Genomic DNA, 16,734 nt, shown 5'->3' on the forward strand with positions numbered 1-16,734 from the left:
CCATAGCATGGTCATGATCGGCAATTTTTCAAGCCTACCACTCGACGCTGGTCTCCCTGAGCATGGCGATTTCACGCTTCGCCGCTTGCAAATGCTCTAGCAACTGCTCACCCAGCGACGCCTGGGCACCTACCGCAATCATGGCCGGGTTATGCACCTGACGACGGGCTGCGCCCTCGTCGCCATGCAGTTTTTCGAGCTGACCAACCAGCCATGCCAGCCAGCTATCCGAGCGTTGCAGCTCGTCGCGCAAGCGCTGCAGCTCGGCCAGCGCAGGGCCGTCGCTGGCCAGCAGGCGCTGCCAGTCATGGCTTGGCAGACGAGCGTGCTCGGTAACCTCTTTCAGCAGCGACGCCAGCGCCAGCTCGAACAGCGCCAGCGCGCCCTCCTCCAGCGCCCCCTGACGGGCGGGGGCATGCTCATCGTCGCCCACCGGAAGCCCAACCATCAGCTCGGCTTGATAAAGGAGCTGGTTAGTACGCGAACGGGCACTCACTTGCGCTTGTCCTCCACGTGCCATTTACCGCCTTCGTAGGTGGCTTTCCAGCCCGTGGCCTTGCCCTCTTCGTCGGTCATCACGTACTGCTCTTTATTCTTGCGCGAATAGCGAATCTGCGCCGGACGGCCATCCGGGTCTTCGCTGGGCGCCTTGAGCAGGAAGTGGTACTTCTCGGGCAGCTCATCGGCATGGGCCTTCAGCTCTTGCACCAGCGGCGGGCGAGTTTCACGGTTCTTGGGGAACTTGCTGGCTGCCAGGAACAGGCCACTAGCGCCATCACGCAGCACGTAATGGTCTTCCACCTTCTGACAGGCCAGCTCCGGCATGGGAATCGGGTCCATCTTGGGCGGTGCCACTTCGCCACTGCGCAGCAGCTTGCGGGTGTTCTTGCACTCGCTGTTGGTACATCCGAAATACTTGCCGAAGCGCCCGGACTTGAGCTGCATGTCCGAACCACACTTGTCGCATTCGATCAATGGGCCGTCATAGCCCTTGATCTTGAATTTACCGCTCTCGACTTCGTAGCCATCGCAATCCGGGCTGTTGCCGCAGATATGCAGCTTGCGGGTTTCGTCGATCAGGTAGTTGTCCATGGCCGTGCCACACTTCGGGCAGCGGCGCTTGGCGCGTAGCGCATCGGTTTCTGCCTCTTCACCGGCATCTTCAGCCACGGCTTCTTCACCGGGAATGAGATCGATGGTGGTCTTGCAACGCTCCTTGGGCGGCAGGTTGTAGCCACTGCACCCCAGGAACACACCAGTGGAAGCGGTTCGAATCTGCATCTGACGGCCACAGCTGGGGCAGTCGATGTTGGTCGGTACCGGCTGGTTGGGGCGCATTCCCTCGTCGCTCTCGGCCTTGGCCAGCTCATGACGAAACTCTTCGTAGAAGGCATCCAGCAGCGCCCGCCAGTTGCGCTCACCCTCGGCGACTTCGTCCAGGCTGTCTTCCATCCGCGCCGTGAAGGAGTAATCCATCAGGTCCGGGAACGACTCCTTGAGGCGCTCGGTGACGATATCGCCCAGCTTTTCGGCATAGAAGCGGCGGTTTTCCAGCTTCACATAACCCCGATCCTGAATCGTGGAGATGATCGAGGCATAGGTAGAAGGTCGCCCGATGCCCTGCTTCTCCAGCTCCTTGACCAGGCTGGCTTCGGTGTAACGCGCAGGCGGCTTGGTGAAGTGCTGCTGAGGGTCGAGCACTTCAAGTCTCATGGGCGTGCCGGTGGGCAGGTCGGGGAGGGTCTGATCCTCGTTCTTGCCGGTCGGCTTCATCACCCGGGTGTAACCATCGAACTTGAGCACGCGCCCTTTGGCACGCAGTTCGTAGCCATCGACTTCGACATTGAGGGTGCTGGAAAGATATTCCGCCGGGGTCATCTGGCACGCCACGAACTGCCGCCAGATCAGCTCATACAGGCGCTCGGCGTCACGCTCCATGCCCACCAGATCCGTGGACTTGCGCTCCACGCTGGAGGGGCGAATCGCCTCGTGGGCTTCCTGTGCGCTCTCTTTGCTGCTGTAGCGGTTGGGCGCTTCGGGCAGGTAGCGCTCCCCATACTCATCACCAATAAACGAACGCACGCTCTCGACCGCATCCTTGGACAAATTGGTCGAGTCGGTACGCATATAAGTGATGTAGCCAGCTTCGTAGAGCCGCTGGGCCATGGTCATGGTCTTCTTGACCGAGAACCCTAGCCGCCCGCTGGCAGCCTGCTGCAGCGTCGAGGTAATGAAGGGAGCGGTAGGCTTGGAGCGTGTCGGTTTGTCTTCGCGAGACGTGATCGACAGTTTGGCTTTGCGCAGCTTGGCAATTCGCTCCAGGGTCTCTTTTTCCGAGGTGGGGCGGAAGGCCTGACCATCCTGCCGCGCCAAAGCAAAACGCACCAGCTCGCCCTCCGGCGAGACCAGATCCGCATGCACGTCCCAGAACTCTTCGGGAATGAAGGCGCGAATTTCCCGCTCACGTTCGACGATCAAACGCACGGCCACCGACTGTACACGGCCGGCAGACAGGCCACGGGCAATCTTGGCCCACAGCAGCGGCGAGAGCATGAAGCCCACGACCCGGTCGAGGAAACGGCGCGCCTGCTGGGCTTCCACGCGAGGAATGTTCAGTACGCCGGGGGTCTTGAAGGCATCCTGAATGGCATTCTTGGTGATTTCGTTGAACACCACGCGTTTATAGCGGCTGTCGTCACCACCAATGGTTTCCCGCAGGTGCCAGGCAATGGCCTCCCCCTCGCGGTCCAAATCCGTGGCGAGGTAGACGGCATCGGCTTTTTCGGCCAGCTTCTTCAGCTCGGCAACGACCTTCTCCTTGCCGGGCAAAATGTCATAGTTGGCTGCCCAGCCATTGTCCGGGTCGATGCCCATACGGCGAATCAGCTGGGTGTGGGCCTTGCGCTGCTTGTACTCGGCTTTCTCTTCCGCTGACATCTTGCGCGTAGCCGCGGCCTGGCGAGCGCGCTCCTTTGGGTCGGAGGCCACCTTGCCCGAGCCGCTGGTCGGCAGGTCACGGATGTGACCCACGCTCGACTTCACGATGAAATCGTTGCCGAGATACTTATTAATCGTCTTCGCTTTCGCAGGCGATTCGACGATGACCAGTGACTTGCCCATAGTGCTCCACTTTCCTGATGCCGAGGCGTGATCGCCACGGCGCTAAGTACGTTGTCGCCCCACATTATGCCTTGGCGACCATGAGAAAAATGCGCCTACCCTACCCCAGCCCTTGCCCAAGCGCTAGTAGCAACCTGCATCAGGCTGCACCCCATGGCGAGGCACATCCCGCTCGGGAAGGTGTCGGTATGACGCCTAGCGTTTTTTTATATCGAGTAGCTAGACACTAGACTGCCGCTTGACACTCGGCAACCCAAAGCCACACCCACTAACCAATCGCCCCCGCTAAAAAGCGGGGGCGTGATCGGCGGTAGCGCGAGGCGGCTAGCGCTTGCGAGACGTTCCGCGCCGCCCATTGGCTGGCCTGGCCGCTGGCTTTTTAGCCGCCGCTGCAGAAGCGGGTGATGCCGCCGTGGGCTCGGCATCCGTGGTGGTTGCAACCTCGGTGCCAGTGGCGGCCTCGGCCTTGGTCTCAGATTCGGGCTCAGCGCTGGCGGCAGTCGCAGGCAGCGCAGGGCGCGCTTGGCCAAACAGCGCCTTGACCTGCTCGAAACGCTCGGCGGCGTGCTCGGTCAGCTCACCGCTGGCCGAGAACACATGCTCCAGATGCTTGATATACCCATCGATGGCCACATTGTCCTCACCTTCCAGCAGCACGGGCAGCGTGCTCAGGGCCTGTTCACGATCCAGCTTGAGAATGAAAAACTGCTCGCGCACCATACGCTTGAACTCGCTCAGCGAGCTGCTGGGCTTGAGCTCCGCGCGGGAGGCCCGCAGACGCTTGAAGTTCCGCTCGTCGGTGGCAGGTGCACCGCCCAGTACGTATATGACTGCCCGCATAACGGCTTCGTGCGGGCCTCCCTGGGCGATTTTCTTGCGCAGTTTGTCCTGCTGATGCTGGATGAAGCGACGATGCTCCGGCTCGGCACCCGGACGGCGGCGATACACATGGGCATCGCCATACAAACCAACGGCCGCCTGCAGCAGTGGCTGGCCATAGATATCCATGAACAGCCGCTCGGTGCTGCTGTCCCTGAAATCGCGCCAGGCATTGAGGCTGGCGACGATCTGGTCCGAGGCCATGGTTTCGAAGGCCTTGAACACGTTGTCCTGCCCTACCGGCTCACGGTGCTTGCGCACGTAATCAGCCATCACCGGCAACGGCACGCTCAGCGGGTTGCGGTCCGACAGCAGCTTGTAGCCCAGCCGAATGGGGTGCATGCGCCGGATCCAGCGCGCGGCTTCTGGCGTCATCACCGCCTGCAACCAGGGCTGCATATAAATCCGATACAGCCCCAGATTGATCTCCGAGATGCGTGCAACGGTGGCGAAACGGCGGTCATCTTCGGGCTTGTGCATGACTTCCCGATCCAACTCCTCGAAGTTGCGCTGATTGAATTCGAGCAGGTAGTCACGCTCGATCAGCTCGGCATCGGCTCGTTCACTGGCATGAGAAATCGTCGTTTCGTAAAGCCCTGGCGGCATCACGTCGATGTAATCCATATTGGCCGTGAATTCGGAGTGTTCCTTGCGGGAAACGCTGCCGGAAACGAAGATCCCCAGATGGCCCGTGGTGTCATGCAGGCAGTAGATGATGGTCTGGTCGTTGGCGATGATGTCCTCTTCGCCTTCGTACAGGTCACGAATCCATCCCAGCGCCTGCGGCGGCGGCGTGATGTCGTCGCCACGGGAGCAGAACACCACCACCGGCGAGCGCACGTTGCGCAGATCGATGCGTCGTCCGTCGCGGGTCACCAGCTGGGCCGTGGAGAGCCGGTTGCCCACGAACAGATTATCGACGATGTACTGGATTTCTTCTCCACCCAGCACCACGTGCCCCCCCCACCAGCGTTCGAACTCAAGATAACGCGAGGTTTCGGTGTCGATATTGGCATACAGGTGGTACTGCTTTTTCCAGTAGGTGTTGGCCGGATTCAGGCGCTCGAAGTTCTGCACCAGCCAGGCGCCATCGAACAGGCCATTGCCCATGTCACTGGTCAGCGCCGTGATCCAGCTACCGCCCACCATGCCGCCGGTATAGCGCATCGGCGCCTTGCCGTGCTCGCCCGCCCAGTAAGAGAGCGGCGCACCGGCAATCAGGATGGGTCCGAACACGTCGGGCTCCAGTGCCGCCGCCATCATGATCTGCCAGCCCGCCTGACAGTTGCCTACCACCATCGGCTTTTCAGTGGTTTCTGGATGCAGCTCGATGACATGACGCAGGAAAGCGATTTCGGCTTCGACCACATCCTCGACCGTTTGGCCGGGCTCGGGAAAGGGCAGAAAGCCAATGAAGTAGCAGGGATGGCCTGCCTTGAGCGCCACGCCCAGTTCGCTGTCGGGCTTGAAGCCGCCGATGCCTGGGCCATGCCCGGCCCGAGGGTCGACCACCACGAACGGGCGCTTGCTGGGGTCGGTGACCGTATCGCCCTTGGGCAATACACGCAGCAGTTCGTAATTGGTCGGGTTGGGCAGCGTCCGTCCGTCCATCAGCCCTTCGGTATCGAACCCCAGCACGTTGGGCTTGGTCTGCTCCATGTGGGCCAGATACTGGTTGCCCCGTTCGCGCATCACATCCCAGTACAGCACGTTGCGCTCGACGCTGTCGCGCCAGTAGCTCAAGGCAGCACGCCCAAACCCGAACGGGTCCATCATGCTCGTCAGCGCGCTGTTGCCCAGAGTGGGGGAAAGCAGGGGATTAGCGAGAAAGTTCATAGAGTCTCCCGTGGGGTTGATGCGGGGCACCAAGCCCGAAGCCTGATGCTGCAATGCAATATAGTTTAGGCCACTCCTTGCCAGACGTCGATCATTACCCATACATGAACCTGTGTAACAACCTATGTATGAACCATCGAGCGACAGCGATTCAAGGCGTTAGCGGGCAAAGGGTGGTAGCATTTCGACATGGACCCACGCGCTTGGGAGTCGCTGACGCTGACCGAGCACGTTTACCTCGAGGTGGTTATGTCATCCCCGTCGCTGCTCAACCGCTTGACGTTTCGCCAACTGCAGGTGTTTCAGGCCGTACATCGCCAGCGCTCGTATTCGCGTGCCGCCGAACAGCTAGGCCTGACTCAACCCGCCGTGAGCGCCCAGATTCGCCAGCTGGAACAGGCGCTGGGGCAGCCGCTGTTTCGCTATGCCGGTAAAACCCTGCATGTACTGCCTGCGGCGGATACGCTGGCGCTCTCCACTCGGGAAATCTTCGGACAGCTCTCGCGCCTGCAGATGCACCTTTCAGATATTAACGGCAAGATCAGCGGCAAGTTGAGCATTGCAGCGGTTTCTTCTGCCCAATACGTGGTGCCCTATCTGCTGTCACGCTTTCGCGCCCGCTACCCCGATGTGCAGCTACGCCTGAAAGTATGCAACCGCAGCCAGGCACTGGAGCGCCTCGCCGACCAGCAGGATGACGTGGTCATCATGGCCATGGTGCCGGAGGACGATGGGCTGGTGGTCATGCCGGTATTGGAAAATGAGCTGGTGGCCGTGGTATGGCCGGAGCATCCGCTGCTCCAACTGGCCAACCCTACCCTCTCGGACTTTGCCCGCCACTATGTATTGATGCGTGAGCCGGGGTCAGGCGTGCGCAGCGCCTTCGAGCAGCTGGCGGTCGATCAGGAAGTCGGGCTGCCCCACCGTATCGAGCTGGGTACCAACGAAGCGATCAAACAAGGCGTGATGGCGCATCTGGGCGTGGCGGTACTGCCGCGCATGGCCATTCAGCTGGAGCTGGAACAGGGGCTGCTGGCCACGCTGGCGCTGCCCCACTTTCCGATCCGCCGCGCCTGGTGCACCGTCTATCGCCGCGACCACTTCCCCACGCCGGTGGCGGAGCTGTTCTTGCGTTTCACCCGCGAACACCTCAGCGAGCTGCGTGCGCATTTCCAGGCGCCCCCCAGCCCCCTCCCCAGCCACGGCGTTTCCTGCTTGCCAGGCCTGAGCGTCGAACAGACCCCGTGATGCGCGACGGTGTCTTGTTGATTGCCAGGTATGTTACATTATCTACTACCTACGTATCAGTTAGCGTGACTCGAGGCTCTCTCCTATGAGCAACACCCCTTCCCAGCGCGTGCCCAGCGGCGAAAAATTCCGCAACGAACACGGCATGACGGTGATCAAGGACGGCATGAAGCAGCGCAAGGCACAGGCCGATGCGCCCGCCCTTGAACGCAAGCCCAAATGGCTGCGCGCCCAGATTCCAGGCGGCGAGCGTTTCGAAGCCGTCAAGAAAAACGTATCGACTCACCGGCTGAGCACGGTGTGCGCCGAATCCCACTGCCCCAACATGGGCGAGTGCTGGAGCAACGGCACCGCGACCATCATGCTGATGGGCTCCGTCTGTACCCGCGCCTGCCGCTTCTGCGCGGTGGACACCGGCAATCCCAAGGGATGGCTGGACAAGGAAGAGCCCGAGAATACCGCCAAGTCCGTCGAGCTGATGGGCCTGCGCTATATCGTGCTGACCTCGGTCGACCGGGATGACCTGGAAGATGGCGGTGCCACGCACTACGCCTCGTGCATTCGCGCCATCAAGGCACGCACCCCCGAGGTCGTGGTGGAGGCTTTGACGCCGGATTTCGACGGTGATCAGGCCGCCATCGAGCGCGTGGTCGACTCCGGCCTGGAAGTGTTTGCCCAGAACGTGGAAACCGTGGAGCGGCTGACCTCCAAGGTACGCGACCCGCGTGCCGGTTACCGCAAGACGCTGGATGTACTGGCCCACGCCAAGCGCCACCGCCCGGACGTGATCACCAAGACCAGCCTGATGCTGGGGCTGGGCGAAACGGAAAAAGAGATTCTGCAGACGTTCGACGACCTGCGCGCCATCGGTGTGGATATCGTCACGCTGGGGCAGTACCTGCGCCCCACCAAGAACCATCTGGCAGTAGAGCGCTATGTCACGCCAGAAGAGTTCGAGCGCTATCGCGTGCTGGGCCTCGAAAAGGGCTTCATGGAGGTTCCCTCCGGCCCGCTGGTACGTTCGAGCTACCGCGCCGACCGCGTGTTCGAAAAGAACAACCTGGGCCTGGCCGCCCCTGCCGCAGTGCCTGGCCAGGAAACCGACAGCAACCGTATTCCGGCCTTCAACGTCGGCTGATACCCCGCACGACTGTCACCGGCATGCCCTTTCAGCATGCCGGTGAGCCCGTCTTTTGCAGCACTTACTCGATCACGACGCCGAATCCACCAGCGATCGGCCTAGCTGCTCCGCCAGCGCCAGGGCCAGTGCGCCCCCGATATCTGCGCCATCATCTAGCGTCACCAGATCGCCCAAGCGCGTTACCTGCATGCCTGCGTAGCCACAGGGGTTGATGCGCCCAAACGGCGACAGGTCGCCGTCGACGTTTAGCGCAACGCCGTGGTAGCTGGCCCCTCGACGAATGCGCAGCCCCAGCGATGCAATCTTGGCCTCCCCCATCACCGTGCGGGTATACACGCCCGGCGCATCCGGCTTGGCCCAGGCATCGACACCAAGGCGGGCCAGCACGTCGATCACCGCATTTTCCAGGGCGCTGACCAGCTCACGCACACCGATCCTGCCACGCCGCACGTCCAGCAACGGGTAAAGCACCACTTGCCCAGGCCCGTGGTAGGTCACCTGACCGCCACGGTCGGTATTGACCACCGGGATATCGCCCGGCATCAGCAAATGTTCGGGTTTGCCCGCCTGCCCTTGGGTGAAGACCGGGTCGTGCTCGACCAGCCAGAACTGGTCGGGCGTATGCTCGTCACGGCAGTCGGTGAGCTCACGCATGGCTTCCCAGACAGGCTGGTAGGGCCGGCGCCCCAGGCGGTGCAGCTCGATGGGTGCGGGGCTCATGTCACACCACCATGTGCACGCGGCCCGTGGCTTTCAGCTCATCGAACAAGCTGGACAGCTGTTGTTCACCGGTAGCCACGATGGTCACCCGTACCGATTGGAAGCGGCCATTGCGACTATCCACCACCTGCAGGGTGGTTTCGTCGAAATCTGGCGCGTGCTTGACGATGACCTGGCATACCCAAGCGGGAAAATCATCCGCCGCATCGCCTACCACCTTGAGCGAGTAGTCGCAGGGAAAAGTGACCCTGGGCGGCTCACTGACCGTGGCGGGCTGGCGCAGGTCACGCAGCGGAGATTTGGTATCTTTTTTCATGAGTTGCCTATCTATGACGAATGCTAAAACGAATGAAACCCTGACGATGACGCCAGAGCTTCTGATTGTGACAGGGAGGCTAAAACACCACAGGCAGGCCATGTTGGCCTGCCCCGCGTGCTCAAGGCTCGTCAGCTTCTGAAGTTGCCGATCAGATTGCTGAAGAAGCGCTGCACCTGATCGAAGAAGCGCTTGAACAGGCCACCCTCTTCCACGTTTTCCAGCGCCACCAACTGGCGCTCGCCGACCATTTCGTCACCCAGGTAGACTTCCAGAGTACCGACTTCGTCGCCAACGGCGACGGGCGCACTCAGGTCGCTATCCAGATTTAGACGCGCGCGCAGCTCTTCGTTGCGGTTGCGCGGTAGCGTCATGAAGACTTCACCATCGACACCCACGCGTAGCTCATTGGTGTCACCACCCCACACCCGCGGCGTGGCCAATACGGCACCGCGCTCATAGAGCTTCATGGTTTCATAGAAGCGGAAGCCGTAGCTGAGCAGCTTCTGGGTTTCCTGGGCGCGAGCTTCTTCGGAGCTGGTGCCCATGACCACGGAGATCAGACGCATATCATCACGCAGCGCAGACGATACCAAGCCGTAACCCGCTTCGGTAGTCCAGCCGGTTTTCAGGCCATCCACTGAAGGATCGCGCCACAGCAAGCGGTTACGATTGGGCTGATCGATGCCGCCAAAGGAGAAGTTACGCTGTGAGTAGATAGCGTAGTGGTCAGGGTAGTCGTTGATGATGTACTGGGACAGAATGGCCATGTCCCGCGCCGTGGAGTAGTGCTGGTCACCCGGCAGCCCTGTGGCGTTCTGGAAATTGGTATTGTGCATGCCCAGCCGCGTGGCATGCTGGTTCATCAGGTCGGCAAAGGGCGCTTCCCCCCCGGCCAGATGCTCGGCCATGGCCACACTGGCATCATTGCCGGACACGATGATGATACCGTGTAGCAGGTCATCCACCGAGACGCGGTCGCCCACCTCGATGAACATCTTGGAGCCACCGGTGCGCCAAGCGTTCTCGCTGATATTGACCATATCGGTCAGGTTGATGGTGCCTCGGTCCAGCTCACGCTCGACCAGATAGGCGGTCATCAGCTTGGTCAAGCTCGCCGGTGGTAGGCGGACATCGGAATTATGCTCCGCGAGAATACGGCCGCTATTGGCATCCATCAAAATCCACGAGCTGGCCGCCAGCTGTGGAGGCGCTGGAATGATGGTCTGGGGTTGCGGCTGGGGAATCACCTGAGCCGTGGCAGGTATTGCCACCACGGTCATCGCGGCAAACAGGCACAGCTTGGCGGTCCGGCGAATCGAAATCAATACACTCATCACACACGTCTCACTTACATTGAATGGCAGCACGGTGGCGCTGCTGGATGACTAAATTGGCACGCATTATCGCACTATAAACACTTGAGGAAAGCCCGCACGGCGCAGATCTTCCCGCGCCTGGTTTTCCTGGGCAGGAGTCACTGGGCCCACCTGAACCCGATGCACTTCAGCCTCGCTCTTCACATGTACACCATGCGATAACTCCCCAGAAAGGCGTTGCTGCAACTGCTGGGCACCCTCTGCCGTACCTAACGCGGCAATTTGCAGGAAGATGCCGTCACCGCTCGGCTGACTGGATACCGGCGAAGCAGAAGACGAAGGCGCAGCGGGAGCACTCACCACACTCGGCGCAGACGAGGCGGGTGCAGGTGAGCTCGCCGCCGTCGAGCGGGCCGCCTCCCCGCCTCGACCACGCTCGGCCAGCCATTGCGCCGGATCGATGGCTTCGACGCGAACAGGCCCCGTGCCATCGTCCAGAATGCCTAGTCGAGCCGCTGCGGCATAGGAAAGATCGATTTCGCGATCACTGTGAAAAGGGCCACGGTCATTGACGCGTACGATCACCGAACGGCCATTGGCCAAGCTGGTGACACGGGCAAAGGTCGGCAACGGCAGCGAGCGATGCGCCGCCGTCATCTTGTACATGTCGTAGATCTCACCGTTGGAGGTGGCGTAGCCGTGGAATTTTTCACCGTACCAGGAGGCCGTGCCCTGGCGAGCATAACCCCGCGAGTCCGGCAGTACACGGTAGGTTTCGCCCCACACCTCGTAGGTGGAGCGATTGCCTGCACGTGAGGGCTCCTCGATGCGCGGCTCGGCATCGGGCACCTGGCTGACATCCGGCGGTGCTACTGGATAGGCATCGCCGGACATGGCATAGCGTTCGCCGCTGGGAGCGGCGCTGGCCACGGGCGAAGCGCTGGGCTGCGGCGCGGCACTGGGCTGCGGCGCGGCGCTGCCGCTATCACGCAGCGGCGCTTGGCTGGCACAGCCGCTCACCAGCATCGCCAACACGAGAGAACCGCTTACATAACGGACATTGGTCAACAGGTTAGTCATGCTCAATCTCAAACTGATGCTGGATCGCGTCCGCCAATTCGGCCACAGCCATGCCGTAAAGGTGGCTGTGATTGTAGCGAGTAATCACATAGAAGTTGAATTCACCTAGACGGTAGCCTTGCTCATCTTCAGAAAAATCCAGCAATAGCGGCACCACGGGGGCATCAGGGGCCAGCGGCGCCTCGCTAGTGATGCCCTGCTCCACCATGTCGGCGGCGGTCAAAGTGGGGCGCGAGGTCTGGTTGAAGGCGATGCCTTCGGGGGCTTCCTGTGGGCCGTCGGCATCGTGGTAGATAGCGCCATCACGCTGCCAGCCATGCTCGGCAAAGTAGTTGGCTACGCTGCCGATGGCATCGACCGGGTTGTTCCACAAATCGCGAATGCCGTCGTCATCGAAATCCACCGCGTAGGCCTGGTAACTGGTAGGAATGAACTGCGGATAGCCCATGGCCCCGGCGTAAGAGCCGTAGAGCGTTTCCGGCTCGACACCCTGCTCGTAGGCAATGGCCAGGAAAGCGGCCAGCTCGCCACGGAAGAAGCGCCCCCGCTGGGGGTGATGAAAGGCCAGCGTTGCCAGCGAATCGAGCACCTTGTGCGTGCCTTTATGACGCCCGTAATAGGTTTCCACGCCGATGATGGCGGTGATCACCTCAGGAGCAACACCAAAGACTTCTTCGGCACGCGCCAGCGTCTCGGCATGCTCGCGCATGAACTCAGCACCTTCTTCGATACGCTGCTGGTTCAGAAAAATATCGCGATATTCGAACCAGCGCAGACGCCGTTCTGCCGCCCCCGCCATGGCGTCCAGCACGTTCTGACGAAACGTCGCCTGCTCCAGCGCTTGCGTCAGCCACTGCTCGGGAACGCCCTGCTCCACCAGTTCACTGACCAGTTGGCGCGTCTGCTCGTTGACGCGGGGGTCGAAATCGACCTCCTCGGCCGCCCAGGTGGCCGAGGCTGAACATGCCATCAGCGCCGCCAGTAAATACCCGCCCGCTCTTCTTCGCGCCCTGTTCATTTGCTTACCACTCCTGTGAAAAAGCGTCGACTGCACTTTGATCATTCAACGCGGCAATAGCCGCCGATGGGCGTGTATCGACATGAGAATACCGAACCCGGCCAGCAAGGTCACGCTGGAGGTGCCGCCGTAGCTCACCAGCGGCAGCGGCACCCCTACCACGGGTAAAATACCGCTGACCATGCCGACATTGACAAACACGTAGATAAAGAATGTCAGGATAATGCTGCCCGCCACCAAACGCCCGAACGTATCCTGGGACGCCGCCGCCAGCCACAGCCCTCGCCCGACGATGGCCACGTAGAGCAACAGCAATAGCAGCATCCCGACCAGGCCAAACTCCTCTCCCAGCACCGCGATGATGAAATCGGTATGGCGCTCGGGCAGGAACTCGAGCTGCGACTGGGTGCCCTCCAGCCAGCCCTTGCCCCACAGGCCACCGCTACCGATGGCGGTGGTGGACTGGATGATGTTCCAGCCGGAGCCGAGCGGATCGCTCTCCGGGTCCAGAAAGGTCAGCACCCGCTGGCGCTGGTAATTGTGCATGTTCATCCACAGTAGCGGCAGGCCAGCCGCCGCCAGGGCCACTACCAGGCTAATCAAGCGCCAGGAGAGCCCCGCCAGCAGCACCACGATCAGCGCCGCGCTGGCCATCAGGAGTGCCGTTCCTAGATCTGGCTGAATGGCTGTCAACACCACCGGAGCGCCAATGATCAAGCCACAAACGGCAATGTCCCGCAGCCTCGGGGGAAGCTGACAACGGTTGAGGTAAGCCGCCACCATCAACGGCACGGCCAGCTTCATCATTTCGGAAGGCTGAAAGCGAATCACGCCGGGTATTTCCAGCCAGCGCTTGGCCCCCATGCCGATATCGCCAGCAATCTCCACAGCCACCAGCATGGCAAGCCCTACGCCATAAGCCAGCGGCGCCCAGCGCAGAAAGGTGGTGGGGGAAAACTGTGCCAGCACGAACATGCCCACCAACGCCAGGCCAAAACGAACGGCCTGTGCAATCACGACCTCGATACGCTGCCCAGACGCGCTGTAGAGCACCAGCAGACCACCTGCCATCAGCGCCAGCAGCAGGCCAAGCAGCCAGGGGTCGATATGGATACGCTCCCAAATGCTCTTGCGCCTTGCAATGCCACTATCGGGCGGACGAACCGGGTAGCCACGCCAGGAGCGCGACAGCAGTTGCAGCGGCATCATTAGTTACCCTCCACGCGGCCGTTATCGCCTTCCAGCACTTCTTTGATTTCCTCGGCCTCTGGGGCTGCTTCTTTCAGTAGCCAGGCATCGGTCATGGCGCGCGCCATGCGAGCGGCGTGGGTGCTGCCGCCCCCGGCGTTCTCGACGATCACCGACACGGCAATTTCGGGCTCCTCCAGCGGGGCAAAGGCCATGAACAGCGAGTGGTCGCGCAGCCGCTCTTCCAGCTCTTCGGCGTTGTAGCGCTGATCCTGGCCCAGCGAAAACACCTGGGCCGTGCCGGACTTGCCGCCCATACGATACTCCAGGCCTACCCCGGTACGCCTTGCCGTTCCTTCGCTGCCGGTGAGCACTTTCTCCATACCGCTGAACACCCGATCCCACCAGTTCTCGTTGGCCAGATCGATATCGGGTAGCGTGTCCGGCAGTTCAACCGGAACAGGGTCTTCACCGATACGCATTGCCAGGCGCGGCTTGACCCAGTGGCCACGGTTGGCCAGGGCCGCCGTAGCGCTGGCCAGCTGCAACGGGGTGATTTGCCAGTATCCCTGACCGATACCGACCGAGAGCGTTTCCCCCGGGTACCAGGGCTGGTTGAATCGTGCGCGCTTCCAGTCCCTCGAAGGCATCAGGCCAGCGCTTTCTCCCTGGACATCGTGAGCGACCCGTTGCCCAAAGCCAAAATTGGACATCTGATCATGCAGCCGATCGATGCCGAGGTCGTGAGCCAAGGAGTAATAATAAGTGTTGTTCGACACGGCAATGGAGCGCTCCATATCGACACGCCCGTGCCCCCAACGCAGCCAGTTACGATAGCGGCGAGAATCATTGGGCAATTGATAGAAGCCCGGGTCATTGATGGTGCTGTCCGGGGTGATCACCCCTTCCACTAGCCCCGCCAGCGCCAGAAACGGCTTGATGGTGGAGCCCGGCGGGTAGTGGCCGCGAATGGCCCGGTTAAACAGCGGCAGGTCGATGTCTTCCTGCAGGGCGCGATAGGAAGCCACATCGATACCGGTAACGAACTGGTTGCTATCGAAGCCGGGCGTCGACACCATAGCCAGAATTTCCCCGGTGCGCGGCACGATGGCCACGATGGAGCCCCGGCGACCTTCCAGCAGCTCGTAAGCGAGCATCTGCAAAGAGCGGTCCAGGGTCAGGGTCAGGTTGGACCCCGGTACCGGGTCAGTGCGACCCAGCTCGCGCAGCACGCGGCCACGGGCGTTGGTTTCTACCTTGCGAAGGCCCGCCTGGCCGTGCAATTCCGACTCGTAAAAACGCTCCACTCCGGTCTTGCCGATAAAATGGGTGCCCGCATAGCGGCCGGTATCCAGCGTCTGTAGCTCTTCGGCATTGATCCGCCCCACATAGCCCAGCGCATGGGCCATCATTTCGGCATCCGGGTAGTAACGCAGCAGTTGCGCTTCTACCTCGACTCCGGGCAAACGATGGCGATTGATGGCCAGGCGAGCAATCTGCTCTTCGCTCAGGTCGCTCATCAGTAGCGCCGGCTGAAACGGCCGCTGGCGCTGGCGAGAACGAGCGTTGAAGGCCTCGATCTCTTCTTCAGGAAGTTCCAGCAACTCCACCAGCAGCGTCAGGGTATCGTCCAGGCTATCGACACGCTCACGCACCAGCGTCAGGTTGTAGGTCGGCCGATTTTCTGCCAGCAGGGCGCCGTTACGGTCGTAGATCAACCCACGATTGGGCGGCAGCGGCTCGACCCGCACGCGGTTTTTCTCGGAGCGCGTGCTGTAGAGGTCGTGCTGAACGATTTGCAGATACCCCAGCCGCCCGACCAGCAAACCGGTCAAGACGATGACCACGAATACTGCCAGCAGCGACCGAACACGGAAGATACGCAGCTCTTGCTCAGGGTTCTTTAGCGTGTCACGGCGCTTGGGCATGGCAACAGACAACTCTCAATCAAACGATGAACGCAACGGCCACAAGGGTCGACAACAGGTAACTTCTAACGGTGATAAGGGTGACCCACCAGCAGGGTCCATGCCCGATAGAGCTGTTCGGCGAGCATGATCCGCACCAGCGGGTGCGGCAGTGTCAGCGGTGACAGCGACCAGGCCTTGTCGGCCATGGCCGAGAGAGAAGGCTCCAGCCCATCGGGCCCGCCGACCAGCAGCACCACGTCCTGGCCAGACATTCGCCAGGCATCGGCTTCCTGAGCCAGCTGCTCCGTGGTCCAGGGCTTGCCCTTTACCTCCAGCGCCACGACGATTTCATCGCCACGCAGCTTGTCGCGGATTCGCTGAGCTTCTTGCGCCCGCGCCTTGGCGATGTCGGCGTTCTTGCCGCGCTGGCCCAGCGCGATCTCTTCGATTTCCAGGGCAAAATCACGCGGTAGCCGTTTGCGGTAGGTTTCCACGCCCTCTTCGACCCACCCGGGCATTCTGGTTCCCACCGCCAACAGCCGAACCTTCATGACATGGAGGCTCGCTCTTCGACCTGACGCAGTGCATCACCGATGGCGCCCGCATCGTTGGGCAGGTCTGCCCACAGACGCTCGAGGTCATACAGCGCGCGCGCTTCGGGAAGCATGACATGAACGACGATGTCACCCAGATCGACCAACACCCAATCCGCGTTCTCACCGCCTTCGACACCGCGAGGGTGCAGACCGGCCGCCTTGGCTTTCTCGACGAGGTTCTGCGCCAGCGCTGCCACATGACGGGTAGACGTACCGCTGGCAATCAACATGAGGTCGGTGACCTCGGTCAATTTCGACACGTCCAACTGCGTAATATCACGAGCTTTAAGTTCTTCTAGCGCGTCGATGGCTAGGTTTTTCAATGTATCGATGTGCATGACTCCTGACGACAACCCCATTACT

The 16,734-nt window shown here is 61.3% G+C and carries 14 protein-coding genes; 2 read left to right on the plus strand and 12 right to left on the minus strand.

Annotated elements, in window-relative coordinates:
• Positions 1–34 precede the first annotated feature (34 nt).
• The 3 genes from CWI66_RS07670 to CWI66_RS07680 all read right to left on the minus strand — a co-directional run bounded on the left by CWI66_RS07670 (position 35) and on the right by CWI66_RS07680 (position 5,835).
• On the minus strand, positions 35–496 hold the full coding sequence (locus CWI66_RS07670; protein ID WP_100731362.1) for a DUF6586 family protein: 462 nt from the start codon (positions 494–496) through the stop codon (positions 35–37).
• Entirely contained in the window at positions 493–3,120 is a 2,628-nt protein-coding gene (gene topA / locus CWI66_RS07675; RefSeq protein WP_016914091.1) for a type I DNA topoisomerase, read from the minus strand. Before topA ends, CWI66_RS07670 begins: the two co-directional genes overlap by 4 nt.
• Before the next feature lie 324 nt (positions 3,121–3,444).
• Positions 3,445–5,835, minus strand: coding sequence for a DUF3141 domain-containing protein (locus CWI66_RS07680; protein ID WP_100731363.1), 2,391 nt, complete (start codon positions 5,833–5,835; stop codon positions 3,445–3,447).
• A 249-nt stretch (positions 5,836–6,084) separates the two neighbouring features.
• Here CWI66_RS07680 and CWI66_RS07685 point away from each other — a divergent pair, with 249 nt between their 5' ends.
• Both CWI66_RS07685 and lipA read left to right on the plus strand, forming a co-directional pair.
• Positions 6,085–7,083 carry a LysR family transcriptional regulator gene (locus tag CWI66_RS07685; protein WP_039179984.1) on the plus strand — a complete coding sequence of 333 codons (999 nt, stop codon included), beginning with the start codon at positions 6,085–6,087 and terminating at the stop codon, positions 7,081–7,083.
• Positions 7,084–7,168: 85 nt separating this feature from the next.
• On the plus strand, positions 7,169–8,221 hold the full coding sequence (gene lipA / locus CWI66_RS07690; protein WP_081138933.1) for a lipoyl synthase: 1,053 nt from the start codon (positions 7,169–7,171) through the stop codon (positions 8,219–8,221).
• A 72-nt stretch (positions 8,222–8,293) separates the two neighbouring features.
• Here lipA and lipB read toward each other — a convergent pair whose 3' ends face one another.
• From lipB to rsfS, 9 genes are all read right to left on the minus strand, one after another.
• A complete protein-coding gene (lipB, locus tag CWI66_RS07695; protein WP_081192915.1) occupies positions 8,294–8,944 on the minus strand; it encodes a lipoyl(octanoyl) transferase LipB in 651 nt (216 codons plus the stop codon).
• A gap of 1 nt (position 8,945) precedes the next feature.
• Positions 8,946–9,260, minus strand: a complete 315-nt coding sequence (locus CWI66_RS07700; RefSeq protein ID WP_081192913.1) for an HP0495 family protein — start codon at positions 9,258–9,260, stop codon at positions 8,946–8,948.
• Between the two features lie 131 nt (positions 9,261–9,391).
• Positions 9,392–10,597, minus strand: coding sequence for a D-alanyl-D-alanine carboxypeptidase family protein (locus CWI66_RS07705; RefSeq protein ID WP_100731364.1), 1,206 nt, complete (start codon positions 10,595–10,597; stop codon positions 9,392–9,394).
• A 66-nt stretch (positions 10,598–10,663) separates the two neighbouring features.
• On the minus strand, positions 10,664–11,659 hold the full coding sequence (locus tag CWI66_RS07710; RefSeq protein ID WP_100731365.1) for a septal ring lytic transglycosylase RlpA family protein: 996 nt from the start codon (positions 11,657–11,659) through the stop codon (positions 10,664–10,666).
• A complete protein-coding gene (mltB, locus tag CWI66_RS07715) occupies positions 11,652–12,629 on the minus strand; it encodes a lytic murein transglycosylase B (protein WP_081192909.1) in 978 nt (325 codons plus the stop codon). The genes CWI66_RS07710 and mltB overlap by 8 nt, the downstream gene beginning before the upstream one ends.
• A 93-nt stretch (positions 12,630–12,722) precedes the next feature.
• On the minus strand, positions 12,723–13,886 hold the full coding sequence (gene rodA, locus CWI66_RS07720) for a rod shape-determining protein RodA (RefSeq protein WP_016914100.1): 1,164 nt from the start codon (positions 13,884–13,886) through the stop codon (positions 12,723–12,725).
• Complete coding sequence (gene mrdA / locus CWI66_RS07725; RefSeq protein WP_100731366.1) at positions 13,886–15,793, minus strand: penicillin-binding protein 2; 1,908 nt, start codon at positions 15,791–15,793, stop codon at positions 13,886–13,888. Before mrdA ends, rodA begins: the two co-directional genes overlap by 1 nt.
• Positions 15,794–15,858: 65 nt before the next feature.
• Positions 15,859–16,326 (minus strand): 23S rRNA (pseudouridine(1915)-N(3))-methyltransferase RlmH, encoded by a 468-nt coding sequence (gene rlmH, locus CWI66_RS07730; RefSeq protein ID WP_100731367.1) that lies wholly within the window; start codon positions 16,324–16,326, stop codon positions 15,859–15,861.
• Complete coding sequence (gene rsfS / locus CWI66_RS07735) at positions 16,323–16,709, minus strand: ribosome silencing factor (RefSeq protein WP_016914103.1); 387 nt, start codon at positions 16,707–16,709, stop codon at positions 16,323–16,325. Before rsfS ends, rlmH begins: the two co-directional genes overlap by 4 nt.
• Positions 16,710–16,734: the final 25 nt, after the last annotated feature.

Source organism: Halomonas sp. 141 (assembly GCF_002810305.1).
Classification (GTDB): Bacteria; Pseudomonadota; Gammaproteobacteria; order Pseudomonadales; family Halomonadaceae; genus Vreelandella; species Vreelandella stevensii.